Origin of the sequence: Thioclava sp. NG1 (assembly GCF_003122275.1) — a bacterium.
In the GTDB taxonomy this organism is placed as follows: Bacteria; Pseudomonadota; Alphaproteobacteria; order Rhodobacterales; family Rhodobacteraceae; genus Thioclava; species Thioclava nitratireducens.
Genome location: NZ_QFBB01000010.1, coordinates 126,364 through 151,826, shown reverse-complemented (window position 1 = coordinate 151,826; position 25,463 = coordinate 126,364). Strand labels below are relative to the sequence as shown.

Here is a 25,463-nt window from a genome sequence, read left to right as displayed (position 1 = left end):
TCATGAGCGTGGTCCTTTCATGCGGCGCTTGCGGAATGGCGGCGCGTCCAGAGGTCTGTGGCGAAGGCGCGGGGCTGCGGATATCCGAGGGTCGCGAGCGCAAGCTCGGCGGTGCCGAGCACGATTTCGGTGGCGAAGAGATCCTCGCTTTCGCCCGCCCAGAGGCGGCCCAGATCGGCGGGATTGGGCGCGCTGTCGGCCAAGCGGCGGGTCTCGTCGACAAGGCCGGAGGCTTGCGCCGTCCACGGCTCCCCTGCGCGCAGGCCGAAGAGCGCAATCTCTTTCCCGGGATGACGTTCGAACTCGCCGCCCCCGCCCTTGATCACCGTCATTGCCTGCAGCCCGAGAAGCGCGCAGGCATCGACCTGCAGCTCGCGATAAGGCGGATGGAAGACCCCCTGAACCGAAGCCCGCGCGCGCGCCGGGTTGAGCACGCGCATCACGGTGTTGACCGCCGAGCGCAGTCCCAGAACCTCGCGCAGCCGCAGCAGGTCGAGCGCGCGCGGCGCGAAATGCTCAAGCGGTAGATAGACGACCTTGTCGCGTTCAATCAGCGCGGCGGCGTCTTGCACATCCTGCGCCAAACCGATCTCCGCCGCGTCCAGCGCATCGCGCACCGAAGCCACCGGCGATTGATGCGACTTCCAGCCATGGAGCAACACTGGCTCCCCCGCCATTGCCACCAGCCGCGCGGACAGCAGGAACCACGGTAGCCCGCGCGAGCGCCCCGCCGCATAGCTCGGCCAGTCAAGCGCGGGCACGGGGCCGGTCCACTCGGGCAAGGTCCCACGGACGGCTTCGGCGAAACCCGCGATCTCGGCGGCGCTCTCGCCGCGATAGCGCATCAGCATCAGAAGCGCGCCGACCGCCTCGGGGGCGGCCTCGCCGCACAGGATTTGGCCCAACGCGTCGCGGGCTTCCTCGCGGTTCAGCGACCGTGCCCGGCCCGGGCCTCGGCCCATCGCGTGGATGTAGGGGGCGAGGCTCATTCGGCGGCCTCGCGGGGTTGGGCGTCCGCCAGAAGGGCCGCGAGTTCCGGGCGGCACGACCCGCAATTGGTGCCCGCCTGCAGCGCCGCACCCACGGCTTCAACGGAGGTCAGCCCCTGATCGGTGATAGCGGCGAGGATCGTGTTCACCCCGACATCGAAACAGGCACAGACGATTGCCCCCGGATCGGGCTGATCGGCGCCTGCGCGCCCGGCCAGAAGCGCGGGTTGGTCGGTCTCGCCAAGCAGCCCCGCGACATGGCCGCGCGACACGGCCACGGGCTCGGGGGCCGCAAAGAGCACCGCCGAGACGCGCCCTTCGACCATCAGCGCGATCCGCGCAAGCCCCCGGCCCGCGTCGATCATCGTCACCGCCTCGGCGTCGGGGAGCGCGAAGAACTCTCGCGCGAAGGCCTCCCAATCGGCAGGTGCGGCGCGCCCGGCCAGCTCGGTCCGCCAGCCGCCTTTCGCGCGGGCCTTCGCCCAGTAATCGGCGCGCGGGACGACGTCCTGCGCGCTCACCGCGAAGCCATACCACGCCGCCTTGTAAGGCGCGACCTGCACCGCGCCGCCCTTGTTTTCGGGCTGACCCGAGACCGGATCGACATGGGCGGCGACCAGCGCATCGATGCGCCCGCCGGACGCGGTTTCGCCTGTCCAGTGCATCGGCGCGAAGACCGAGCCGGGTTGCGCGCGCGTGCTTTCCAGAACCCGCAGGACGGCGCGGCCGTGGCTGTTCGACACGTCGGCCAGACCCGCCGCGCTCAGCCCCAGTTTGGCGGCGTCCGAGGGGTGAATTTCCAGATAAGGCTCGGCCATATGCAGGCTCAGGCGCGGCGATTTCGCGGTGCGGGTCATCGTGTGCCAGTGATCGCGCACCCGGCCCGTGTTGAAACGGAACGGGGCCTCCGGGCTCAGCGCGGTTTTCGGCGCGCGCGGCGTGATCGGGAGCATCCGGGCCTTTCCGTCGGCCGTAAAGAAACCGCCATCGGCGAAGAACCGGCCCCCCTTCTTGGTCGGGCCCTGCGGCCAGACAAAGGGCACGAGCGCCTCGTAATCCGCGTCTGAAATCGCCTTGAAATCGGAAATGTCGAAATCGCGCCCAAACTGCCCCGCGACTTCCGACAGCGCCGCGTATTCGCGAAAGATCGCTGCGGGGCCTTCATAGGCGAAATGCTCGGCCCAGCCCATCTTCGCAGCCACGTCGCAGAGGATCTTCCAGTCGGGACGCGCCTCACCCGGTGCGGGTAGAACCGCGCGCTGGCGCGAGATGCGGCGCTCGGAATTCGTGACGGTGCCGTCCTTCTCGCCCCAGCCGGTAGCGGGCAGAATGACATCGGCCAGCCTCGCGGTATCGGTGTCGGCCGTGATATCGGAGACGACGACGAAATCGCAGCCCGCGATGGCGGCACGCACGCGGTCGGCCTCGGGCATCGACACGGCGGGGTTGGTGCAGATGATCCAGAGCGCCTTGATCCGGCCGTCTTCAACGGCGCGGAACATGTCTATCGCTTTCAGACCCGGGCCGGGCGCCATGGTCGGGCTGGCCCAGAAGCCCTGCACGGCGTCGCGATGCGCCACATTCTCGATGTCGAGGTGACAGGCGAGCATATTGGCCAACCCGCCCACTTCGCGCCCGCCCATCGCATTGGGCTGGCCGGTGACCGAGAACGGCCCCGCGCCGGGCTTGCCGATGCGGCCCGTCGCGAGATGGCAATTGAGGATCGCGTTGACCTTGTCGGTGCCGGAGGTCGACTGGTTCACGCCCTGACTGTAGATCGTGACGACCTTCTCCGAGCCGATCCAGAGGCGGGTGAACTCGGCCAGATCGGTGGCGCTGAGCCCGGTCACTGTGGTATCGCTTTCCTTCGCCGCCGCAAGCGCATCCGCGAACCCGCTGACATGGGCCTCGACATAGGCGCGATCGACCGCACCTTGCGCGTCGATCTCGGTCAGCAGCGCATTGAACAGCGCCGCATCCGCGCCGGGCGCGACGGGCAGATGCAGATCGGCGAGATCGCAGGTCGCGGTGCGGCGCGGATCGACCACTACGATGCGCATTCCGGGTCGCGACTTTTTCGCCGCTGCGATACGCTGAAACAGCACCGGGTGGCACCACGCGAGGTTGGAGCCGACCAGCACGATGACATCGGACTGCTCGAAATCCTCGTATTGCCCCGGCACGGTATCGGTTCCGAAGGCGCGCTTGTGACCGGCCACCGACGACGCCATGCAGAGCCGCGAATTGGTATCGATATTGCCCGAGCCGATGAAGCCCTTCATCAGCTTGTTGGCGACATAATAATCTTCAGTCAAAAGCTGGCCCGAAACATAGAACGCCACGCTGTCGGGACCGTGCGCGTCGATCGTAGCCCTGAACCTCCCGGCGACCAGATCGAGCGCGCTGTCCCAATCCGTCTCCTGCCCGTTCACGACCGGCGCCAGCAGCCGACCGTCCAGATCGACCGTCTCGCCAAGCGCCGAGCCTTTCGAGCACAGCTTACCGGCATTGGCCGGATGGGCGGTGTCGCCCCGGATGTCCAAGCCGCCCCTGCCGTCGGGCGTCGCCTGAACACCGCAGCCGACGCCGCAATAGGGGCAGGTCGTGCAAATGGTCTGAGCCGCGCGCATCATCATCTCCCTCCGGTTCAGGCGGCGCTTCGCGCGGCGAACTTGCGGGAATCGATAAGCACGCGGCCCGCATCGACGCGCAGGTCATAGGTCGGGACCTGTCCCGCGTCGGCGCCCTGAGCCGCGCCGGTTTCCAGGCTGAACACCCAGTTATGCAGCGGGCAGGTCACCTTGTTGCCGTGCACGATCCCTTCCGAGAGGGGCCCGCCCTTGTGCGGGCAGCGATCCGAGAGGCCGAAAACCGCGTCATCAGCGGTGCGGAACACCGCGACGCAGCCAAGCGGCGTCTTGATCACCCGCGCCCCTTGAACGGGGATGTCTTCGAGGGCTCCGATATCGATCCAGCTCATTCCGCGGCCTCCTGCATAAGATTGGCAAGCGGGCTCCAGGCGCGTTCGTATTCCGGGGTCGCGCGCTCGGCCCATGGGTCTTTCTGATAGACGGATTGCGAGATATCGAAGCGCGCGATCAGCGCCGCGCGATTGTCGAGATCGTCGACGACCTGCTCGCGGATCCAGTCCAGACCGCCGGTCTTGGCGATCCATTTATAGGGTCTATCGAGGTAATTCGCGCTCTCGCGATAGAGCTGCATGAAGGCCACGGTGATGTCGATCACTTCCTGTTCGGTGCCGACCTTGGCCAGCGGCTCGGTCTCTTTCAGCTCCATTCCGGCCGCGCCGCCGACACCGATCTCGAAGCCGGAATCGACGCAGACGACGCCAAGATCCTTGCAGGTGGCCTCGGCGCAATTGCGCGGGCAGCCCGTCACCGCGAGCTTGAACTTGTGCGGCGTCCACGCACCCCAGAGCCGCTTTTCCAGCTTGATCCCCAGCCCGGTCGAATCCTGCGTACCGAAGCGGCACCAGTCGGTGCCGACGCAGGTCTTCACCGTGCGCAGCCCCTTGGTATAGGCGTGACCCGAGACCATCCCGGCGGCGTTCAGATCGGCCCAAATGTTGGGCAGGTCCTCCTTCTTGATGCCCAGTAGGTCGATGCGCTGACCGCCGGTAACCTTGACGGTCGCGTCGTATTTCTTCGCGGCCTCTGCAATCGCCAGCAGTTCTTCCGGGGAGGTCATCCCGCCCCACATCCGCGGCACGACCGAATAGGTGCCGTCCTTCTGGATATTGGCGTGGTTGCGCTCGTTCACGAAGCGGCTTTGAGGATCGTCGGTGTATTCCAGCGGCCAGTCGGCGAGCAGGTAGTAGTTCACCGCCGGGCGGCAGACATGGCAGCCATTGGGCGTCTTCCAGCCAAGTTCCTGCATCACCGCCGGTTGCGATTTCAGCTCTTTCGCCTTGATCAGGCGGCGGACATCCTCGTGCGGATGATCGGTGCAGGCGCAGATCGGCTTCGCGGTAGGCAAGACGAATTCGTCGCCCAGCGTGACCGCGAGAACTTGTTCGGCCAGACCCGAACAGGTGCCGCAGGACGCACTTGCCTTCGTGGTCGCCTTGATCGCGTCGAGCGTCGTCGCGCCCGCCTCGATCGCCGCAACGATCTGACCTTTGCACACGCCGTTGCAGCCGCAGATTTCTGCGTCAGCCGGTAAGGCTGCAACGGCCGCCATAGGGTCCGCCGAGGCGCCCCCCTGGAAGGCCGGGCCGAAGATCAGCGTCTCGCGCATCTCCGAGATGTCGGTGCCGTCCTTGATCAGCCCGTAGAACCAGTTGCCATCGGCCACATCGCCATACATCACCGCGCCGATGACGCGGTCGCCCTCGAGCACGATGCGCTTGTAGACGCCGCGCGCGGGATCGCGGAATACGATATCCTCGCGGCCCTCGCCTTCAGCGAAATCGCCCGCCGAGAACAGGTCGCATCCCGTGACTTTCAGCTTGGTCGAGACCTCGCGGGGGATGTATGCGCTGGCCTCCCCGGTCAGGGTCTGCGCCGCGACCTTCGCTTGATCGTAGAGCGGCGCGACAAGGCCGAAGATCTGGCCATCGAATTCCACACATTCGCCAAGCGACAGGATATCCGGGTCGGACGTTTGCATCTGCGCATCGACCTGAATGCCGCGCTCGACCTCAAGCCCCGCATCCTTTGCCAAGGCGACCGAGGGACGGATGCCCACGGCCATAACCAGTAGATCGCAGGGCAGTTCGGTCCCGTCATCGAGCATCAGCGCGCGCAGCTTGCCGTCCTCGCCCAATATCTCCTTGGAATTGGCCGAGCAGCGGACATCTATACCGCGATCGGTCAGCGCGCGGCGCAGGAGGTAACCCGCCGCCTCGTCCAGCTGACGTTCCATGAGGTGGCCCATGATATGGACCACTGTCACGTCCATGCCGCGCAGGCGCAGACCCGCCGCAGCTTCCAGCCCCAAAAGACCGCCGCCGATCACCACCGCGCGCGCGCCGGGCCGTGCGGCCTCGATCATACGGTTGGTGTCGTCGAGATCGCGATAGGCGATCACCCCGTCCAGATCATGCCCCGGGAGCGGGATGATGAACGGGTTCGACCCGGTGGCGATGACCAGCTTGTCGTAAGCAACCTCGCCCATCTCGCCGATCACGACCTTGCGGTCGCGGTCGATGCCCGTGACCTTTTCCCCGAAGCGGCAGGTCACGCCATGGGCGTCATACCAATCCTCGTCGTGGGTGACGATTTCCGCGTAGCTCTTCTCGCCCGAAAGCACCGGCGACAGCATGATACGGTTGTAATTGCCGCGCGGCTCCGCGTTGAAAAGCGTCACGTCCCACTTGCCGGGAGCCGTCTCGAACAGATGCTCGAGCATCCGCCCCGAGGCCATGCCAGCGCCGATAACGACCAGTTTCTGCATCTCGGTTTCCATTACGCAGCCTCCGCTTTCCTGGGCGCGTGGCCCTGTTCGTATTCCTCGAGGAAGTTCAGAACCTGCTCGCGGTAGTAGTAGTAATCGGGGTGTTCGAGCAGCGCCTTGCGGGTGCGCGGACGCGGCAGATCGACCTCCGTCACCTTGCCGATCGTGGCGCGCGGACCGTTGGTCATCATCACCACGCGGTCGGCCAGCAGGATCGCCTCATCCACGTCATGGGTGACGCAGACGGCGGTGACCTTGGTGCGCGACCACACCTCCATCAGCACTTCCTGCAGCTCCCAGCGGGTCAGGCTGTCGAGCATCCCGAAGGGCTCATCCAGCAGCAGCAGCTTCGGCGAAAGCGCGAAGGCGCGCGCGATCCCCACACGCTGGCGCATCCCGTTCGACATGTCCGAGGCGGGCTTGTCCATCGCATCGCCCAGACCCACGCGCTCGAGGTAATAGTCGATCACGTCCTGACGCTCGGCGCGCGACGCCTTGGGATAGACCTTGTCGACGCCCACGGCGACGTTTTCGCGCGCGGACAGCCACGGGAACAGGGACGGTGCCTGGAACACTACGGCGCGTTCGGGATCGGCGCCCTTCACCTCGAGCCCGTCGAGCTTGATGCCGCCTTTCGACACGTCGTTGAGGCCCGCCGTCATCGTCAGCACGGTCGATTTCCCGCAGCCCGAATGACCGATCAGCGAGACGAATTCGCCCTTCTTCAGCGTGAGGTTGAAATCCTCGACGACCGTGAGCGGCCCTTTCGGGGTCGGGTAGATCTTGTGAAGCTGCGAGTACTCCAGATACTTGCCTTCGAGCGCCGAGCGCGCGGCTTCCGACACCGCCTTGGGCAGCGCGTGGAGCGGCGTGACGTCGGGCAGTTTGCGGGTGCCTTCGGCCTTGGCCTGCATGCCGACATCCATCAGGTAGTTGGTAACGGCGGCGCGCAGGCGCTTGAACCCTTCATCGTGGTTCATCGCACCGCGGTCGCGCGGGCGCGGGATCGACACCTTGAACTCCTCGCCCAGAGTGCCGTCGGGGTTCATCGCGATGATCCGGTCGGCTAGAACGATCGCCTCGTCCACGTCGTTGGTGATCAGCACGCAGGTCTTCTTGTCCTGCTCCCAGATATGCTCGACCTCGTCGGCGAGGTTGCCCCGAGTCAGCGCGTCGAGCGCCGACAGCGGTTCGTCGAGCAACAGCACTTCGGGGTTCATCGCCAGCGCACGCGCCACGTTGACCCGCTGGCGCATGCCCCCCGACAGCTCCGCCGGATGGCGGCTCGCGGCGTGGCGGAGCCCCACCATCTTCACGTAGTGATCGACCTTCACCTGACGCTCTTTCTTCGACAGGCCGGGGAAGATCGTCTCGACGGCGAGGCCAACATTCTGGTCCACCGTCAGCCACGGCATCAGCGAGTAGTTCTGGAAGATCACGCCGCGCTCGGGGCCCGGACCGGTGATCGGCTGGCCCTTGAACAGGGCCTCGCCTCTGGAGGGCATCTCCAGTCCCGCCATCAGGTTGATCAGGGTGGTCTTGCCGGTGCCGGAGAAGCCGAGCAGCACGAGGAACTCACCCTCTTTCACGCTCAGATCGATATTCTTCAGCACATCGCTGCGCGCCGGGCCTTCGCCGAAGCTTTTGGAGACAGACTTGAATTCGAGAATGCTCATGAGGGTCACCGGTTGTTGGAGAAGGTGAACATCGACTGGATCGCGAACATCAGGCGATCGAGGACGAAGCCGATGATGCCGATGGTGAATACGGCCACCATGATCCGCGCGAGGCTCTCCGAGGAGCCGTTCTGGAACTCGTCCCAGACGAATTTGCCCAAGCCGGGGTTCTGCGCGAGCATTTCCGCCGCGATCAGCACCATCCAACCAACCCCGAGCGACAGGCGCAGACCGGTGAAGATCAGCGGCAGCGCCGAGGGCAGCACCAGCTTGGTGATCTTCGTCCAGGTACCCATCTTCAGCACTTTCGAGACGTTCACGAGATCCTTGTCGATCGAGGCCACGCCAAGCGCCGTGTTGATGATCGTCGGCCAGAGCGAACACAGCGTCACCGTGATCGCCGAGACGAGGAAGGACTTGGAGAACATCCCGTCAGAGGTGGTGTAGACCGCCGAGACGATCATCGTCACGATCGGCAGCCATGCCAGCGGCGACACCGGTTTGAAGATCTGGATCAGCGGGTTCATCGCGGCATTCGCGGTTTTCGACAGGCCCGCCATGATGCCCAGCGGAACGGCCACGATCGTACCGAGCGCGAAGCCGAAGAACACCGTCTTGATCGAGGTCCAGATCTGGTCGAAATAGGTCGGCGCCCCGGTATAGTCGCGGTATTTCACCCGGTCGGCCTTGCCTGCCGCCACCAGCTTGGCGTTGCGCGCGTCCTGACGGTCGTAGAAGGCGGCGGCCTTCTCGCGTTCGCGCAGGTGGTCGGCATAGAGAACCTCCGCCTGCTCCCAGACCTGCGCCGGGCCGGGAATGACCCCGAGCGAAGTCTCCACCTTGGGCGCGAGCATCGCCCAGGCGGCTAGGAAAACGACGATCGCGGCGACGGGCACGCCCAGTAGCTGCCAGATTTCTTTCATCTGCGATTTCGGGTTGTCTCCGGCGACGGCCCGCAGGATCGGGGTCACCCAGCTCAGGCCCAACACCCTCAACCAGCCATCGGCCTTGTTGATACGGGTGAAGAGGCGTTCGCGACGGGCCTCGCGAGCTTGCTGCGCGGTCAGGGCGTCAGGATCGATGGCGGTCATGGCTTGTCGTCCTTGCAGATATTTTGGGAAGGAAAAGGCGGGCGAGACCGGGCGGCCCCGCCCGCAGGTCGGGGATCAGCCTTCGACCTTGCTGCCGACGATCGTCTGGCCCGATTTCAGGCCGATCGGCAGGCTGTCGATGTAAGCGTTGGGGGTTTTGCCGTCATACTCTATCCCGTCGATCATCTCGTCGGTTGGCGCGCGATACCCATCGGTATCCCATGGGAAATCCGACTTGTCGGCGAGCCCCTCGTCGACCAGCATCTGCGCGGCTTTCAGGTAGATTTCCGGCTTGTAGACGGATTTTGCGACCTCGTCATACCAGCTGTCGGGCTTGCTCTCGGGGATCTGGCCCCAGCGGCGCATCTGCGTGAGATACCAGACTGCGTCCGAATAATAAGGATAGGTCGCGAAGTAGCGGAAGAAGACGTTGAAGTCGGGAACCTTGCGTTTGTCGCCCTTCTCGTATTCGAACGTGCCGGTCATCGAGTTGGCGATCACCTCGGCATCGGCGCCGACATATTCCGAGCGGGCGAGGATCTTCACCGCCTCGGGGCGGTTGGCGTTGTCGTTCTCGTCCAGCCACATCGCGGCGCGGATCAGCGCCTTGGTGATGGCGAGCGTCGTGTTGGGGTATTTCTCGGCGAAGTCGGCGGTTATGCCGAAGACCTTCTCGGGGTTGTTCTTCCAGATCTCGTAATCGGTGACCACGGGCACGCCGATGCCCTTGAACACCGCCTGCTGGTTCCACGGCTCGCCCACGCAATAACCGTAGATCGTGCCGGCCTCGAGGGTGGCGGGCATCTGCGGCGGCGGCGTCACCGACAGCAGCACATCCGCGCCGATCTGGCCCGAAACGTCATCGGGGGAGTAGTAGCCCGGCTCCAGACCGCCGGCGGCCAGCCAATAGCGAAGCTCGTAATTGTGGGTCGAGACCGGGAACACCATGCCCATGTTGAAGGGCTTGCCCTCGGCGCGGTATTTCTCAACGACCGGCTTGAGTGCGGAGGCCGAGATCGGGTGCACCGGCTTGCCGTCATCGCTCACGGGGATGTTCTTCTTCATCTCGTCCCAGACCTCGTTCGACACGGTGATGCCGTTGCCGTTCAGATCCATCGAGAATGGCGTGATGATATGCGCCTTGGTGCCGTAGCCGATCGTCGCGGCCAGCGGCTGACCGGCAAGCATATGTGCGCCGTCGAGTTCGCCGTCGATCACGCGGTCCAGCAGAACCTTCCAGTTCGCCTGCGGCTCGAGCGTGACGTAGAGCCCTTCATCCTCGAAATAGCCATTCTCGTAGGCCACCGCGAGCGGTGCCATGTCGGTGAGCTTGATGAAGCCGAATTTCAGCTCGTCTTTCTCGACGTCGAGCATCTCCGCGAAAGCGGGGCCAGCGAGGAGCGTCGTGGTGGCAATTGCTGCCAGAAGCTTTTTCATCGTTCACAGTCCCTTTGCATCCTGAGGGGTGTCGAAACCAAAAAAGCCGCCCGACCCGAGCGCACATCTTCCAAGGAGGAGGAAGATCGGCGATCAGGGTCGAACGGCTTTGTTCGGAGCCTCACAGCGATGCGAGGCGGAATATGTTGGAAATCGAAACGTCCTTGCTTCGATATTTCAAGGAAACGCCTTTCGCGCCTGCAGCGTCAACGTCCCGGCGGGATGCTGCGCCTGCAAAGCGCCCATTTTCTCAGAGTGCCGAAAAATTCGTCGCCAGAAAGCCCTCAATCCGCGAAAGGATCAAAAATCCAGCCGTCAAAAAACGCATCCGGGGGCAGAATCACCTGACCTTGGACCCCCGGAACAGCGCCAAAAGAGTCGAGCGCACCTTCCACCTTGTCGCGCGCTTCGGGCAGATCACCGTCCAGATCGGCGAGGTTGCGGGTATAGAGATCGGTGCGGCAGATCGACCGTGCGGCGGTCATCGCCTCGTTACGTGACAGCCCCATCCGTGCGGCGAGCTTCGCGGCGACGAGCGCCCCCTGCGACGCCCAGGGGTAGCCCGCAGCACCACTGTGAAAGCTCATGTAGCCCGGCACGTTGCGCATCTCGCCGCGCGGAGAGATCACGAGATTTCCCGTCAAGGCCCGTTCGATCAGCTCCGTCGGCAGGTCCAGATAATTGCGTCGGGACAGAAGCTCTGCCGCCGTCAGCAGGTTGCGCTCCGACCCGAGCCAGCGCCCGGCCTGCCATGCGGCGCGCATCAGCCGCCGCGTCAGCCCCGGCTCCGTCTCGGCCCAGTCGTGGCGCACGGCGAGCACCTTTTCCGGCGCATTGGAGCGGATTGCGGTTCCGGGTAGAAGCAACTCTCCCACCCCCATCTCCACCGCGATCGACCCCCAGGGCGCGCCCACGCAGAACGCATCGATCTCGTCCGCCGCCAGAGCCTCGGCCATCAACGGCGGCGGCACGGTGTGGACGTCGAGGTCCTGCGGCGCGCTCAACCCGATCGCGCCCAGCCAGTGATACAGCATCTCCGCATGCATCGAGAACGGAAACGGCACGCCGATGCGCAAGCGTCCCTGCGCGGCCGCGATCAGCGCCGCCCCCGCCGCGCGGGCATCTGAGAAATCGAAGCCGTAGCCCGCCACACGCATCCGGTCCGCCAAAGCGCGCGAGACGCCGATCGAATTGCCGTTATGCGAAAGCACCTGAAGGATATCGATGCGCGTGTTGAACCCGCCCAGCCCCAGGGCCGCCGCGATCGGCATCGGGAACAGCATATGCGCCGCCTCGATCCGTCCCAGCATCAGTTGATCGCGCAGGGTCGACCAGCTCGGCGCGGCGGTGAGCGTGAGCGCCAGCCCCTCTTCCTCGGCAAATCCGATCTCGCGCGCGATGATCAGAGGCGCGGCATCGACCAGCGGGATATATCCGACCGAGAGCGGCACGCCACTCATGACAAGAGCCCCGCCGCCGTCACCAAAGCATGGGCGACATCCGCAACCCGCCGACCCTGATCCATCGCCGTCTTGCGCAACAGCGCATAAGCTGCGTCCTCGTCGATCCCCCGCGCTTTCATCAAGAGACCCTTGGCGCGGTCGATCACTTTGCGCTCTTCCAGCGCGCGGCGCGTCGTCTCCAGTTCGGTGCGCATCCGCTGCACCATGTTGAACCGCGCGATCGCGGCATCCATGATCGGCTTGATCCGGTCCGCGCGCAGCCCGTCCACTACGTAGGCCGACACGCCCGCATCGATCGCGGCCTTCGTCGCCGCGTCGTCCGAGCGGTCTACGAACATCGCGACCGGTCGCTCCAGCGGCCCCGAGGCCAGCGTCAACTCCTCGAGCATGTCGCGCGAGGGGCTCGCCATATCGACCAGCACGATATCGGGTTTGATCTCCGAGATACGTCGCGCAATTCCCGTCGTCTCGGGGATTACAGTGATCTCGTAGGCCCCCGCCTCGCGCAGGCTGTCTTCGATGAGCCCGGCGCGCTCAGGATCCGTTTCGACCACGATGATGGAAAGGAGTTCGGGCATGCGTCACTTCTGTCGTCCGTCGCCCCGGCATAGAGCCACCAAGCGAACATCCGAAGCGCAGAGACCGATTGACCAAGCGCGAATTTTCGTCTGTCGGATTAAAGGTCGTCTTTTGGGCGGCGCGCCCGAATTTCATGCAGTTTCGAGTCGCTTGCTTGGGCATTTCAAAAACGAAACCGATCGTGCGGCAGCGGTCCAAAGTCGGGCCACCATGATCGAGAACCGCAACACAGCGGCATCCCCAGCGCGGCACATCTTCCCTTCGATGCCCTCCTCAACGAGGCTACCACCTTCAAATCGGCGGCGGCTACCCAGGCTATCTTGGCCGAACATGTCGACGGCCCGGACGTATCGATCATATCTTACTGTCGGCTCGCACACCGCGCGACGCTCGCAAGCTTCGCAATGACTGAACTGCTCGGTTACAACAACGTTCGCGTCTATGACGGATCGTGGACGGAATGGGGAAGCATGGTGGGGATGCCGATCGAGCGTTAATTTCTTAATACATGTGAGCATCGTCAGCATATCGATGTCGCGTTGGGAGGAAGGAACAACGGACTTTCGCTGCGCAGGGGCAAAACGGCCGCTCTGGGCCGAGAGCAGCAGGATGCTGTGTCCTCAGCTATGCGGCGGCGCAGAGTTTTTCAGCTACACGCCCACTTTGACTGCCAATGCAATTGGCACGAATGTTGTTTTTTTGGTGGGAAGCTGAAAACATGCCGGAATTGATGGATCTGCTGCCACTCGGTTACGAAATCGGGAACATGCTGCGACTTCATTGCGACTTTTCAGATCGCCACTTAAGGTCCAACCCGCATTGTGCAGTCTGAGATTCTTCTATTTCCTTATGAAGCCGTCTGCCAAATAACAGTCAAACTAGGCCCCCTCTCCCCGCGAAGTCTTGCCGCACAACGCTTGCGAATCTGATCAGGGTTTCCTATATCGCCCCTCGAGAGGTTGGCGCGGGCGAGCGCCTCGCCAACCCGGTCAGGTCCGGAAGGAAGCAGCCGCAACGAGCCCCGCTTGGGTCGCTGTCCAGCCTCTCACCCCCCTCCTTCCCCACGAAACGCACCAAACTTGTCGGCGCGTCACCATGCCCGATTGTGGGCTGATGTCGCCGCGTTAAGCTTCCCGTCAAAGGGGAGGTTTCACCATGTTTCGTTTTGCTCTGGCCGCTCTGGCCATTCTGCCTGTGCCGCTCTTTGCCGGGACGCTTACCGCCGTCGAAGTCGCACCGAATACCTATGCGATCGAGGGCCCCTTCGGGCAGCGCGATGCCGAGAACCTCGGCAATAACGCGACCTTCGGGCTGATCGTCACGGATGAGGGCGCGGTGCTGGTGGATGCGGGCGGCACCTACAAGGGGGCGGCGGCGCTCGACGAGGTGATCGGCACGCTGACCGATCAGCCGGTGAAATTCGTGATCGACACCGGTGGGCAGGATCACCGCTGGCTCGGCAATGGCTACTGGAAAGAGCATGGCGCCGAGATCATCACCTCGACGGATGCGCTCGCCGACCAGAAGGCCCGCGCCTCGCTGGAACTGACGATGCTCGACGCGCTGGTCGGCAAGGACGCGCTCGCCGGCACGGAGCCGGTCTACGCGGACACCACCTTCGACGAACGCTACACGCTCACCCTCGGCGGGCGCGAGATCGAGATCACCCATCCCGGCCCGGCCCACACTCCTGGCGACAGCTTCGTCTGGCTGCCTGCGGAAAAAGTGATGTTCACCGGCGATATCGTCTTCGTGGGCCGCATCCTCGGCGTGCTCGACATGTCGTCCTCGAAAGGCTGGGTCGAAGCCTTCGAGGCGATGGCCGCCTATGAGCCCACCCATGTCGTTCCCGGCCACGGCCCCGCCACCGATCTCGCGACGGCGACTCGCGACACCTATGATTACCTGACCAATCTGCGCAGCCGGATGGCCGATTATATCGATGACGGCGGCGACATCATCGGCTCGGTCGACGTGGACCAGTCGCAATTCGAATATCTCGCGGACTTCGACAAGCTCGCCAAACGCAACGCGCAGGCGGTATTCAGCCAGATGGAGTGGGAATGAGCCGGGTGGACGTCGACGCCCGGGGGGCCTAGTCTGGCGGCTGCTTATGATACCGGAGCTTCGATGACCGACACCCAATATCAGGTTCTCGCCCGCAAGTACCGCCCCGAGACCTTTGCCGATCTGATCGGACAGGCACCGATGGTGCGCACGCTCAAGAACGCCTTCGCGGCCGACCGGATCGCGCAGGCCTTCATCATGACCGGGATTCGCGGCACCGGGAAAACCACCACGGCGCGGATCATCGCCAAAGGGCTGAACTGCATCGGCCCCGACGGCAACGGCACCCCCACAACCGATCCCTGCGGCGTGTGCGAACATTGCCGCGCGATCATGGAGGGCCGCCATGTCGACGTGATGGAGATGGACGCCGCCTCGCGCACCGGTGTGGGCGACATCCGCGAGATCATCGAGAGCGTGCATTACCGGGCGGCCTCGGCGCGCTACAAAGTCTATATCATCGATGAGGTTCACATGCTGTCGACGAGCGCGTTCAACGCGCTCCTGAAGACGCTCGAGGAACCGCCCGCCCATGTGAAGTTCATCTTTGCCACCACCGAGATCCGCAAGGTGCCCGTCACCGTGCTCTCGCGCTGCCAGCGCTTCGACCTGCGCCGGATCGAGCCCGAGGAGATGATCGCGCTGCTGCGCCGGATCGCCGATGCGGAAGGTGCCGAGATCGCCGATGACGCGCTCGCGCTGATCACCCGCGCCGCCGAAGGCTCCGCGCGGGATGCGACCTCGCTGCTCGATCAGGCGATCGCGCATGGCGCAGGCGAGACTACGGCGGAACAAGTCCGCGCGATGCTGGGTCTGGCCGACCGTGCCCGCGTCCTCGACCTCTTCGACATGATCCTGCACGGTCAGGCCGCCGAGGCGCTGACCGAGCTCGCCGCGCAATATGCCGACGGCGCCGATCCGATGGCGATCATGCGCGATCTGGCCGAGATCACCCATTGGGTCTCCGTCATCAAGGTCACACCTGAAGCCGCCGAAGACCCGACCGTTCCGCCCGAGGAACGCAATCGCGGTCAGGAGATGGCGGCTGCGCTTCCGATGCGTGTGCTGTCGCGGCTCTGGCAGATGCTGCTCAAGGCGCTCGAAGAAGTCGCAGGCGCGCCCAATGCGATGATGGCGACCGAAATGGCCGTGATCCGCATGACCCATGTGGCTGACCTGCCCGACCCGGAAACGCTGATCAAGAAGATCCAGCAAAGCAACACCCAGACCCAAGCGGCAGGCCGGGGCCCCGCGCCTTCGACCGGGCCGGTGCATGGCGCGACGCTGCGCGCCCGGCGTGCCGGTGGCGGCGCTGTTGCCGCCGCCGCCCCTGCCCAACAGCACGATCCGATGGCCGACGCGCTTGCCCGTTTCGCCAGTTTCGACGACGTGGTCGACCTGATCGCCCGGATGCGCGACATGACCCTGCTGCTGGAGGTCGAGAGCAACCTGCGCCTCGTGAATTACCGCCCCGGCCGGATCGAGTTCGAACCGACCCCACAGGCCTCGCGCGACCTCGCCGCGACGCTTTCGGCAAGGCTGCAGGGCTGGACCGGCGCGCGCTGGGGCGTCTCGGTCGTCTCCGAAGGCGGCGCGCCGACCATCGCCGAGGTGAAGGCAGAGGAACTGGCGAAAGCCGAGGCCGAGGCGATGAAGAACCCGCTGGTCGCAGAGATATTCGCCCGCTTCCCCGGCGCGAAGATCGAAATCCTGCCCGAGGAAGACACCACCGCGATCGAGGCCGAGGCCCTGGCCGAGGTCGAAGACGAATGGGATCCCTTCGAGGAAGGCTGAGCCGCGCCGGGGGCGGTCCCGCGCGATCGCACGCGCCGTCCCTGCCGCGCCGTTTTCCCAGCTTGTCCCTTGTTCCTCCGCGCAGCGATGCGTATCTCTCACTCAAGCCAAACGTGACGGAGAAAGCGATGTTCAAGGGATTGGGCGCCATGGGCGACATGGCCAAGATGATGAAGGCCGCCAAGGAAATGCAGGAGAAGATGGGTCAGCTCCAGGAAGAGCTCAAATCCATCGTCGTCACCGGCGAGGCCGGGGCCGGTCTCGTACAGGCCCGCGCCACCGCGAAGGGCGAATTGACCGGGCTCTCCATCGATCCCTCGATCCTGCAGGCGTCCGAGAAGGAAGTCGTCGAAGATCTGATCCTCGCTGCGATCAAGGACACGCAGGAAAAGGCCAAGTTCCGCGAACAGGAAGAGCAGAAACGCCTTCTGCGCGAGTTGGGCCTGCCCGAGAACATGGACCTGCCGGTCTGATCCGATGAGCGGCGCGCGCGACGAGATAGAGGCGCTGATCGCCCTGATGGCGCGGCTGCCGGGGCTCGGCCCTCGCTCCGCCCGGCGCGCGGTGCTGCATCTGATCTCGAAACGCGCGCAGCTGATGGGCCCCTTGGCCGAGGCGATGGCGCAGGTGGCCCGCACCGCGCGCGAGTGCCAACGCTGCGGCAATATCTCCACCGCGCCGATCTGCGACATCTGCGAAGACCCGAAACGCGCCACCGGCGAGATCTGCGTGATCGAGGATGTGGCCGATCTCTGGGCGATGGAGCGCGGCCACGCCTTCAAGGGCCGCTATCACGTCCTTGGCGGCACGCTCTCCGCGCTCGATGCGATCGGCCCGGAAGACCTTCGCATCCCCGACCTGCTCGAACGCGCCACGGAGGAAGGCATCACCGAGGTGATCCTCGCCCTCAACGCCACCGTCGAGGGTCAGACGACCGCCCATTACATCGCCGAGGCGCTCGAAGGGCGCGGCATCGCAGTGACCAGCCTCGCCCAGGGCGTGCCGATCGGGGGCGAGCTGGACTATCTCGACGACGGCACGATCCAGGCGGCGCTGCGCGCGCGTAAAAGTTTCTGACGCCCCCCCTACCCGCCCCGAAACCGAAGTCCAAACCGATATCCCGGCGCTGAGCGCTCCTTTCGGCTTGGGGAAAATATCCCAGCCGGAGGCATCCGCCCCATGCGGCCCGCGCGCCCTCCCGGCAAGGGAGCGCCCATCGGCGGGCTCGTCGCCATTGAACCCGCCCGCGCCCGCCGTTATCACTTCCCCCAAATCCCCAACGAGAATTGCGAGCGTCGCCCCGATGATCCGCCTCTACCATGTCGCCCTCTCCCCGTTCTGCCGCAAGGTCCGCCTCACGCTCGCCGAGAAGAAGCTGGAGGTGGAACTGGTCGAGGAACGATACTGGGAGCAGCAGGCCGATTTCCTCCGTCGCAACCCGGCGGGCAAGGTGCCGGTGCTGAAAATGGACGGTATGATGATGGCCGAGAGTCAGGCGATCTGCGAATATATCGACGAGACGCATGCTGACGCGCCACTGATGCCGCGCGATCCCGCCGCACGCTACGAGGTGCGCCGCCTGTGCTCGTGGTTCGACGACAAGTTCAACACCGAAGTCACGCAGCGGATCATGGGCGAGCGGGTCTGGAAGAAGGTCCGCAAGGAAGGATATCCGGATAGCAAGACGGTCAAGGCGGGCCTGTCCGCGATCAAGTATCACCTCGATTACATGGGCTGGCTGCTGGAGCAGCGGCGCTGGCTTGCTGGCGACGTGATGACGCTTGCGGATTTCTCTGCGGCCGCGCATCTGAGCTGCCTCGATTATATCTCCGACGTGGACTGGAACCGACAAGAGGCCGTGAAGGACTGGTATGCGAAGATCAAGTCGCGCCCGGCCTTCCGCTCGCTTCTCGCCGATCAGCTGCCCGGCATGCCGCCCGCTCCGCAATATGCGGAGTTGGATTTCTGAGGACTTCGCGCGCGCCGAGGGGGCTCTGCCCCCGCCGGCCTGCGGCGCGGCCCCCCGGGATATTTGCACCAAGGCGAAGCCATGAATGCGGAGTTGAAAGCGCGGTTGATCGAGACGGCCCTTGCCGAGGGTTTCTCGAAGGCGCGCATCACCACGCCGGACGCGATCCCGCAGGCGGCCGAGCGGCTCGCCGCCTTTGTGGGTGCGGGCATGCATGGCCAGATGGGCTGGATGGAAGAGCGCATGGGCTGGCGCGGCGATCCGGCGGCGCTGTGGTCCGAGGCACGCTCGGTCGTGATGCTGGCCGAGACCTACACGCCCGATTACGACCCGCTGGACCTGCTGGAGGCGCGCGATCGCGGGGTGATCTCTGCCTATGCGCAGGGCAAGGATTACCATGATCTGGTGAAGAAGCGGCTCAAGCGCGTCGGGCGCTGGTTGCTCGATCAGGCACCAGAGGGCGCGGAGATCAAGGTCTTCGTCGACACCGCCCCGGTGATGGAAAAGCCCTTGGGCGAGGCGTCGGGTCTCGGCTGGCAGGGCAAGCACACCAATCTTCTCGCGCGCGATCTGGGCAGCTGGTTCTTCCTCGGCGCGATCTTCACCACGGTGGAGCTGCCGCCCGACGCGCCGGAGATCAGCCATTGCGGAACCTGCACGGCCTGTCTCGACATCTGCCCGACCGAGGCTTTTCCCGCGCCCTACCAGCTCGACGCACGGCGCTGCATCTCCTATCTGACGATCGAGCATAAGGGCCCGATCGACGAAGAGCTGCGCGCCAAGATGGGCAATCGCATCTATGGCTGCGACGATTGTCTGGCCGTCTGCCCATGGAACAAGTTCGCCGCAGAGGCGCGGGAGGCGCGCTATCACGGCGGCGTCGGCGCGCCGCCCCTGGCAGAACTGGCCGCACTCGACGATGCCGGGTTCCGGGCGCGGTTCTCGGGCTCGCCGATCAAGCGGATCGGGCGCGACCGTTTCTTGCGCAACGTTCTTTACGCGATCGGAAATTCCGGCGATCCGGCGCTGGCCGAGGCCGCGCGCCCGCACCTGAGCGATCCCGATCCGGTGGTGGCCGAGGCCGCGCGATGGGCTCTTGATCGGCTCGAGCGCGTCGCATGACGAAACCGATTGCCCCGGTCCCGTCGCGGCCTATCTCATCGCGGTCATGATGCCCGTAACCACCCAGACCCCTCGCCCGCTCCTTGGAATCGCGCTGAAGCTCGGCACGGTTACGGGTTTCGTCATCATGCAGGCACTGATCAAATCGGTCTCCGACCGGGTGCCACCGGGCGAGGCAGTGTTCTTCCGCTCCTTCTTCGGCATTGTGCCGATCCTGCTCTGGCTGCTGTGGCGCGGTGAGTTGCAGGGCGGATTGCGGGTGGAGAAACCGATCAACCATGTCCTGCGCGGGGTGGTGGGAACCACCGCGATGGCGCTGAGTTTCGCAGCGCTCGCCTTCCTGCCGCTGCCCGAGGCGACCGCTCTGGGCTATGCGGCACCACTGCTGACGGTCGTCTTCGCGGCGCTCTTGCTGGGCGAGACGGTGCGGATCTTCCGCTTCTCGGCGGTCGGGCTGGGGATGGTCGGTGTTCTGATCGTGCTGTGGCCCCGGCTGGGCGGCAGCGAACCCGAAGGCGGGGCGGAAGCGCTTGGCGCGGGGCTGGCGCTTGCGGGGGCCACATGCGCGGCGCTGGCGCAGATCCAGATCCGCCGCATGGTCGGCTCCGAGCGCACCTCCGCGATCGTGTTCTGGTTCTCCTGCACCGCCTCGGTGCTCTCACTGGCCTCGCTGCCCTTCGGCTGGGTGATGCCGACAGCGTGGGAAGCGACACTCCTGATCCTCGCGGGGCTGATCGGCGGCACCGGGCAGATCATGCTGACCTCGGCCTATCGCTTCGCCGATGCCTCGCTGGTGGCACCTTTCGATTATGCCTCGATGCTGCTGGCGCTGGTGATCGGCTATACGGTCTTCTCGGAAGTGCCGAGCCATGCCACCTTGGCGGGGGCTGCGCTGATCATCGTCGCTGGCATCGCGATCATTCTGCGCGAGCACTGGCTTGGGCTGGAGCGCAAGCGCGCGCGCAAGGCCGCGACGCCGCAGGGCTGAGCGCCGATCCGCGCGCGACAAAAAATCTCCTGTCATTGAAACACGACTCGGTCGAACCGTGTTATACTTAAAGGATCAGAGGCGATGACGAGAGGAGGAAGACATGTCCCGTCACATCATCGACCGCGCCGAACTCAAGGCCGAAGGGCCGCGCGTGAAGCGGTTTCTCGAACTGCAGCGGCGCGAAGGTATCCACCCGGCAATCAAGGAGCTCAGCAAGCGTGGGCGGCCGGATAACGGCGCGCGCATGAAACAGTTCCTGCGCATCGAACGGAACGAAGTCACCTGACCGTCCTGTCAGCGCTCGAGAGCATCGAAAACGCGAAAGGGCGTGCCGTCAAGCACGCCCTTCTGTTTTCTCAAAGCGTTACGTGGATCAGGTGCGCACGAGCTTTTCGTAGGTTTCTGCGATGTCGCGGGTCAGCGCGCCGACCTCGAAGTTGAACTCGCGGATCTGGCTGACCGGGGTCACCTCGGCGGCGGTTCCGGTGAGCCAGCACTGCTCGAACTCGGCCAGTTCAGTCGGCTCGATCAGGCGCTCGTGCACCTTGATACCCTTCTCTTCCAGCAGCCCGATCACCGTACGCCGCGTGATCCCGTTGAGGAAGACGTCAGCCTTGGGCGTGTGCACCTCGCCGTCCTTCACGAAGAAGATGTTCGCGCCGGTCGCCTCGGCGACGTAGCCACGCCAATCCATGAACAGCGCATCCGAGAAGCCGCGATCTTCGGCGGCGTGCTTCGACATGGTGCAGATCATGTAGAGACCGGCCGCCTTGGCCTCGGCCGGGATCGTGCGCGGGTCGGGGCGACGCCATTTCGCGATGTCGAGCTTGGCGCCCTTCATCTTCGCATCCCCGTAATAGTTGCCCCATTCCCAGCCGGCGATCGCCAGACGCACGGGGTTCTTGCGCGCCGAGACGCCCATATCCTCGCCCGCGCCACGCCATGCGACCGCGCGCACATAGGCGTCGGTCCAGCCATTGGCCTTCAGCATGTCGTATTTCGCCTTCTCGATCTCTTCGACCGAATAGGGGATTTCCATATCGAGCAGCTGCGCCGACTTCCGCAGGCGGGCGGAATGCTCTTCGCCTTTGAAAATCTTGCCGTTGTAGCAACGTTCGCCTTCAAAGACGGAGGACGCGTAATGCAGCGCGTGGGTCAGGATGTGGACATTGGCGTCGCGCCAATCCACAAGCTGTCCATCCATCCAGATCTTGCCGTCACGATCCTCATACGAGCCCGACATCTTACTCTCCTTGCAGCCACGCCAATTTACGATTATTGCGCAATCTACGTCCGAAGTGGACATTTTCTTGCGCGAAAACTGCTTTGCGGTAACAGTTGAGTCTTGGAAAGTCAACAAGGCTGACATAAAGTCACGCAAAAGAGAGGGACGATATGGCAGATAGCGGCAGCCCCGGGGGCGAGACACTTCTTTTCCTGACGGACGAGCAATTGCGCAAGGGCATCGAAGCGATGTTCTTCGCCTATCGCGCCTTTACCGCCGACCCTGACCGACTGCTCGAAGAATACGGCTACGGACGCGCGCATCACCGCGCCCTGCATTTCATCAACCGCCAGCCGGGGCTGACGGTGACGACGCTGCTCGCAGTTCTGGGCGTAACCAAGCAATCACTGAACCGGGTGCTGCGCACGCTGATCGAGGACGGGCTGGTGGAAAGCCGCGTCGGTACCCGCGACAAGCGCGAGCGGCGATTGCATCTGACGGCCGAGGGCGAGACGCTGGAACGCGCACTGTCCGAGGCGCAGCGGGGGCGAATGCGCTCTGCCTATCGCGCCGCGGGGCCGCAGGCGGTGGCGGGTTTCCGGCAGGTGCTCGAGGCGATGATGGGCCCCGATCTGCACAAGCTCTATCAAATGATGAAAGACGACTGATGCCCTACTCGGCCGAACCTCATCTGCTTATCGTCGACGATGACGAACGCATCCGGACGCTGCTGAAAAGCTTTTTGCAGCGACACGGCTTTCTCGTCACCGCGGCGCGCGACGCGGGCCATGCGCGCTCGTTGCTGGCGGGGCTGGAGTTCAATCTGATCGTGATGGATGTGATGATGCCGGGCGAAGACGGGCTCAGCCTGACCCGTGACCTGCGCGGCAGATCGGTAAGCACGCCGATCCTGCTGCTGACCGCACGGGGCGAGACGCGCGAGCGGATCGAGGGGCTCGAAGCCGGCGCCGACGACTATCTCGCAAAGCCGTTCGAGCCGAAGGAACTGCTGCTGCGGATCAACGCGATCCTGCGCCGGGTTCCGCAGGAAACCGAGAGCGGCCCGAAATACCTCTCGCTGGGGCCGCTGAAATACGATCAGGACCGGGGCGAGCTGTGGGATGGCGACACGCCGGTGAAGCTGACCGCGACAGAGGTGCAGTTGATGCGCATCTTCGCGACTCATGCGGGCGACGTGGTCAGCCGCACGGAATTGATCGAGGAACTGGGCCGCGAGCGGGGCAATGGCGAAGAAGGCGGAGGCGACCGGGCGGTCGATGTGCAGATCACACGCCTGCGCCGCAAGATAGAGCGCGACCCGCGCGAACCCCGCTACCTGCAGACGGTGCGCGGTCTGGGCTACATGCTCGCGCCCGACTGAGCGGAGGCGGACACTACATCTTGATTGCGCCTCGCAGTGGCATGGCAGGCGGCGGTTCTGGTCAGTTCACGCTAAAGCATGTGAAACTTTTCCATGTTCAAAACGCCACGAATCGCTTTTCCTCAATCGGGAGCGGCATTTGTGCATTGAACTTGCCGGGCGGCCCCTTCCCCGGCACGCACGGCCATTGACCCGGGGTGATCTGTTGCAAGAGCGACATTTAACTGCCCCTCAGCACAAATTCAGTTGATTGTGTTCTGGACTGACAAATTCGTGATTGGTATGAGAGCGGCCATGTTTGGCGGCACCGCGCGACGTGCCCCGGCACGTCACTATCGGCCCCCTCGCGGGCCCGGGAAGGAGAGACAACGTGTCCCACGCAGATAATAACGCAGGCACCCGGAGGGATTTCCTCTACTACGCCACCGCCGGCACCGGCGCGGTGGTGACCGGCGCGGCCGTCTGGCCGCTGGTGAACCAGATGAATGCATCGGCCGACGTCAAGGCGCTCTCGTCGATCTTCGTCGACGTTTCCGGCGTCGAGCTCGGCACGCAGCTCACGGTGAAATGGCGCGGCAAGCCGGTCTTCATCCGCCGCCGCACCGAAGAAGAAATTCAATACGCCCGCGAGGTTCCGCTGTCCGAACTGGTCGACACCTCGGCCGAGAACGCGAACAAGCCGGGCGCCGAGGCGACCGACCAGAACCGCACCCTCGACGAGGCAGGCGAATGGCTGGTGATGATCGGCGTGTGCACCCACCTGGGCTGCGTGCCGATCGGCAACGAGTCGGGCGATTACCACGGCTGGTTCTGCCCCTGCCACGGGTCGCATTACGACTCCGCCGGCCGGATCCGCAAAGGTCCTGCCCCGCGCAACCTGAACATCCCGGTGGCCCAGTTCACCGATGACACCACGATCAAACTGGGCTGAGGAGGCAGTTAGATGTCGGGCATTCCCCACGACCATTACGAGCCCAAGACGGGCTTCGAAAAGTGGACGCACAAGCGTCTTCCCATCATCGGGCTGATTTACGACACGATCATGATCCCCACCCCCAAGAACCTGAACTGGTGGTGGATCTGGGGCATCGTGCTGGCGTTCTGCCTCGTGCTGCAGATCGTCACCGGCATCGTTCTGGTGATGCATTACACCCCGCATGTCGACCTGGCCTTCGCCTCGGTCGAGCACATCATGCGCGACGTGAATGGCGGCTACATGCTGCGCTACATCCACGCGAACGGCGCCTCGCTGTTCTTCCTCGCCGTGTATATCCACATTTTCCGCGGCCTTTATTACGGCTCCTACAAGGCGCCCCGCGAGATCACCTGGATCATCGGCATGATCATCTATCTGTGCATGATGGGCACGGCGTTCATGGGTTACGTTCTGCCCTGGGGCCAGATGTCCTTCTGGGGCGCGACGGTGATCACCGGCCTGTTCGGCGCGATCCCGGGCATCGGCGAGTCGATCCAGGCATGGCTGCTCGGCGGCCCGGCGGTGGACAACGCGACGCTGAACCGCTTCTTCTCGCTGCACTACCTGCTGCCCTTCGTGATCGCAGCCCTGGTGATCGTGCATATCTGGGCCTTCCACACCACGGGCAACAACAACCCGACGGGCGTTCCGGTCCGCACCGGCTCGAAAGCGGAAGCGGAGAAGGACACCCTGCCCTTCTGGCCCTATTTCGTGATCAAGGACCTGTTCGCGCTCGCCGTGATCCTGCTGGTCTTCTCGGCTGTCGTGGGCTTCATGCCGAACTACCTCGGCCACCCCGACAACTACATCGAGGCGAACCCGCTGGCGACGCCCGCACACATCGTGCCCGAATGGTACTTCCTGCCGTTCTACGCGATCCTGCGCGCCTTCACCTCGGACGTCTGGGCCGTGATGTTCGTCAACTGGATCACCTTCGGTATCGTCGACGCCAAGTTCTTCGGCGTGCTCGCGATGTTCGGCGCGATCCTCGTGATGGCGCTGGCCCCGTGGCTCGACACCTCGAAAGTGCGTTCGGGCTCGTACCGCCCAATGTTCAAATGGTGGTTCTGGCTTCTGGCGATCGACTTCATGGTGCTGATGTGGGTGGGCGCGATGCCGACCGACGGGATTTATCCCTACATCTCGCTGATCGGCGCGACCTACTGGTTCGTCTATTTCCTCGTGATCCTGCCGCTCCTGGGTCTGATCGAGAAGCCGCAAGCGATGCCGGCGACGATCGAGGAAGACTTCAACCACCACTACAATATCAAACCGGCTGAATGAGTAA

Annotated in this window: 23 protein-coding genes and 1 other RNA gene; 14 read left to right on the top strand and 10 right to left on the bottom strand. The window is 64.4% G+C overall.

The window, feature by feature from the left end:
• Positions 1 to 17 precede the first annotated feature (17 nt).
• From DEM26_RS16990 to DEM26_RS16950, 9 genes are all read right to left on the bottom strand, one after another.
• Complete coding sequence (locus DEM26_RS16990) at positions 18 to 989, bottom strand: glycosyl transferase family protein (RefSeq protein ID WP_109172903.1); 972 nt, start codon at positions 987 to 989, stop codon at positions 18 to 20.
• Positions 986 to 3,622 carry a molybdopterin-dependent oxidoreductase gene (locus DEM26_RS16985; RefSeq protein ID WP_369907862.1) on the bottom strand — a complete coding sequence of 879 codons (2,637 nt, stop codon included), beginning with the start codon at positions 3,620 to 3,622 and terminating at the stop codon, positions 986 to 988. The genes DEM26_RS16990 and DEM26_RS16985 overlap by 4 nt, the downstream gene beginning before the upstream one ends.
• A 14-nt stretch (positions 3,623 to 3,636) precedes the next feature.
• Complete coding sequence (nirD, locus tag DEM26_RS16980; RefSeq protein ID WP_088736181.1) at positions 3,637 to 3,969, bottom strand: nitrite reductase small subunit NirD; 333 nt, start codon at positions 3,967 to 3,969, stop codon at positions 3,637 to 3,639.
• Entirely contained in the window at positions 3,966 to 6,404 is a 2,439-nt protein-coding gene (gene nirB / locus DEM26_RS16975; protein WP_109172923.1) for a nitrite reductase large subunit NirB, read from the bottom strand. The genes nirD and nirB overlap by 4 nt, the downstream gene beginning before the upstream one ends.
• Before the next feature lie 11 nt (positions 6,405 to 6,415).
• The gene (locus DEM26_RS16970) at positions 6,416 to 8,080 is read right to left on the bottom strand and encodes an ABC transporter ATP-binding protein (RefSeq protein ID WP_088736180.1); all 1,665 of its coding nucleotides are present in this window, start codon (positions 8,078 to 8,080) and stop codon (positions 6,416 to 6,418) included.
• Positions 8,081 to 8,085: 5 nt separating this feature from the next.
• A complete protein-coding gene (locus DEM26_RS16965; RefSeq protein ID WP_088736179.1) occupies positions 8,086 to 9,171 on the bottom strand; it encodes an ABC transporter permease in 1,086 nt (361 codons plus the stop codon).
• Positions 9,172 to 9,246: 75 nt separating this feature from the next.
• A complete protein-coding gene (locus DEM26_RS16960) occupies positions 9,247 to 10,608 on the bottom strand; it encodes a CmpA/NrtA family ABC transporter substrate-binding protein (RefSeq protein ID WP_109172901.1) in 1,362 nt (453 codons plus the stop codon).
• Between the two features lie 284 nt (positions 10,609 to 10,892).
• Positions 10,893 to 12,068 carry an ABC transporter substrate-binding protein gene (locus tag DEM26_RS16955; RefSeq protein ID WP_109172900.1) on the bottom strand — a complete coding sequence of 392 codons (1,176 nt, stop codon included), beginning with the start codon at positions 12,066 to 12,068 and terminating at the stop codon, positions 10,893 to 10,895.
• Positions 12,065 to 12,649: an ANTAR domain-containing response regulator gene (locus DEM26_RS16950; RefSeq protein ID WP_088736176.1), complete on the bottom strand. Its 585-nt coding sequence runs from the start codon at positions 12,647 to 12,649 to the stop codon at positions 12,065 to 12,067. The genes DEM26_RS16955 and DEM26_RS16950 overlap by 4 nt, the downstream gene beginning before the upstream one ends.
• 129 nt (positions 12,650 to 12,778) lie before the next feature.
• Between DEM26_RS16950 and DEM26_RS16945 the strand changes: the two genes are divergently transcribed.
• The 10 genes from DEM26_RS16945 (at position 12,779) to DEM26_RS16900 (ending at position 20,879) form a co-directional block, all read left to right on the top strand.
• Entirely contained in the window at positions 12,779 to 13,147 is a 369-nt protein-coding gene (locus tag DEM26_RS16945; protein WP_109172899.1) for a sulfurtransferase, read from the top strand.
• Between the two features lie 456 nt (positions 13,148 to 13,603).
• An RNA gene (gene ffs, locus DEM26_RS16940) (signal recognition particle sRNA small type) lies at positions 13,604 to 13,700 on the top strand.
• 105 nt (positions 13,701 to 13,805) lie between these two features.
• The gene (locus DEM26_RS16935; RefSeq protein WP_109172898.1) at positions 13,806 to 14,717 is read left to right on the top strand and encodes an MBL fold metallo-hydrolase; all 912 of its coding nucleotides are present in this window, start codon (positions 13,806 to 13,808) and stop codon (positions 14,715 to 14,717) included.
• 63 nt (positions 14,718 to 14,780) lie between these two features.
• Positions 14,781 to 16,511 carry a DNA polymerase III subunit gamma/tau gene (locus DEM26_RS16930; protein WP_088720155.1) on the top strand — a complete coding sequence of 577 codons (1,731 nt, stop codon included), beginning with the start codon at positions 14,781 to 14,783 and terminating at the stop codon, positions 16,509 to 16,511.
• A 128-nt stretch (positions 16,512 to 16,639) separates the two neighbouring features.
• Positions 16,640 to 16,984, top strand: coding sequence for a YbaB/EbfC family nucleoid-associated protein (locus tag DEM26_RS16925; protein WP_075775691.1), 345 nt, complete (start codon positions 16,640 to 16,642; stop codon positions 16,982 to 16,984).
• A 4-nt stretch (positions 16,985 to 16,988) separates the two neighbouring features.
• Positions 16,989 to 17,588, top strand: coding sequence for a recombination mediator RecR (recR, locus tag DEM26_RS16920; protein ID WP_078547815.1), 600 nt, complete (start codon positions 16,989 to 16,991; stop codon positions 17,586 to 17,588).
• A gap of 226 nt (positions 17,589 to 17,814) precedes the next feature.
• A complete protein-coding gene (fzlA, locus tag DEM26_RS16915; protein WP_075775693.1) occupies positions 17,815 to 18,480 on the top strand; it encodes an FtsZ-binding protein FzlA in 666 nt (221 codons plus the stop codon).
• 81 nt (positions 18,481 to 18,561) lie between these two features.
• The gene (gene queG / locus DEM26_RS16910) at positions 18,562 to 19,602 is read left to right on the top strand and encodes a tRNA epoxyqueuosine(34) reductase QueG (protein WP_109172897.1); all 1,041 of its coding nucleotides are present in this window, start codon (positions 18,562 to 18,564) and stop codon (positions 19,600 to 19,602) included.
• A gap of 46 nt (positions 19,603 to 19,648) precedes the next feature.
• Positions 19,649 to 20,590, top strand: a complete 942-nt coding sequence (locus DEM26_RS16905) for a DMT family transporter (protein WP_109172922.1) — start codon at positions 19,649 to 19,651, stop codon at positions 20,588 to 20,590.
• Positions 20,591 to 20,693: 103 nt separating this feature from the next.
• On the top strand, positions 20,694 to 20,879 hold the full coding sequence (locus DEM26_RS16900; protein WP_075775695.1) for a hypothetical protein: 186 nt from the start codon (positions 20,694 to 20,696) through the stop codon (positions 20,877 to 20,879).
• Between the two features lie 87 nt (positions 20,880 to 20,966).
• Here DEM26_RS16900 and DEM26_RS16895 read toward each other — a convergent pair whose 3' ends face one another.
• On the bottom strand, positions 20,967 to 21,836 hold the full coding sequence (locus DEM26_RS16895; RefSeq protein WP_075775696.1) for a branched-chain amino acid aminotransferase: 870 nt from the start codon (positions 21,834 to 21,836) through the stop codon (positions 20,967 to 20,969).
• A gap of 152 nt (positions 21,837 to 21,988) precedes the next feature.
• Here DEM26_RS16895 and DEM26_RS16890 point away from each other — a divergent pair, with 152 nt between their 5' ends.
• The 4 genes from DEM26_RS16890 (at position 21,989) to petB (ending at position 25,459) form a co-directional block, all read left to right on the top strand.
• Positions 21,989 to 22,486 carry a MarR family winged helix-turn-helix transcriptional regulator gene (locus tag DEM26_RS16890; RefSeq protein ID WP_075775697.1) on the top strand — a complete coding sequence of 166 codons (498 nt, stop codon included), beginning with the start codon at positions 21,989 to 21,991 and terminating at the stop codon, positions 22,484 to 22,486.
• On the top strand, positions 22,486 to 23,199 hold the full coding sequence (locus DEM26_RS16885; protein WP_088720151.1) for a response regulator: 714 nt from the start codon (positions 22,486 to 22,488) through the stop codon (positions 23,197 to 23,199). Before DEM26_RS16890 ends, DEM26_RS16885 begins: the two co-directional genes overlap by 1 nt.
• 370 nt (positions 23,200 to 23,569) lie before the next feature.
• Positions 23,570 to 24,130, top strand: coding sequence for a ubiquinol-cytochrome c reductase iron-sulfur subunit (gene petA, locus DEM26_RS16880; protein ID WP_075775699.1), 561 nt, complete (start codon positions 23,570 to 23,572; stop codon positions 24,128 to 24,130).
• 12 nt (positions 24,131 to 24,142) lie between these two features.
• On the top strand, positions 24,143 to 25,459 hold the full coding sequence (gene petB, locus DEM26_RS16875) for a cytochrome b (RefSeq protein ID WP_075775700.1): 1,317 nt from the start codon (positions 24,143 to 24,145) through the stop codon (positions 25,457 to 25,459).
• Positions 25,460 to 25,463 lie beyond the last annotated feature (4 nt).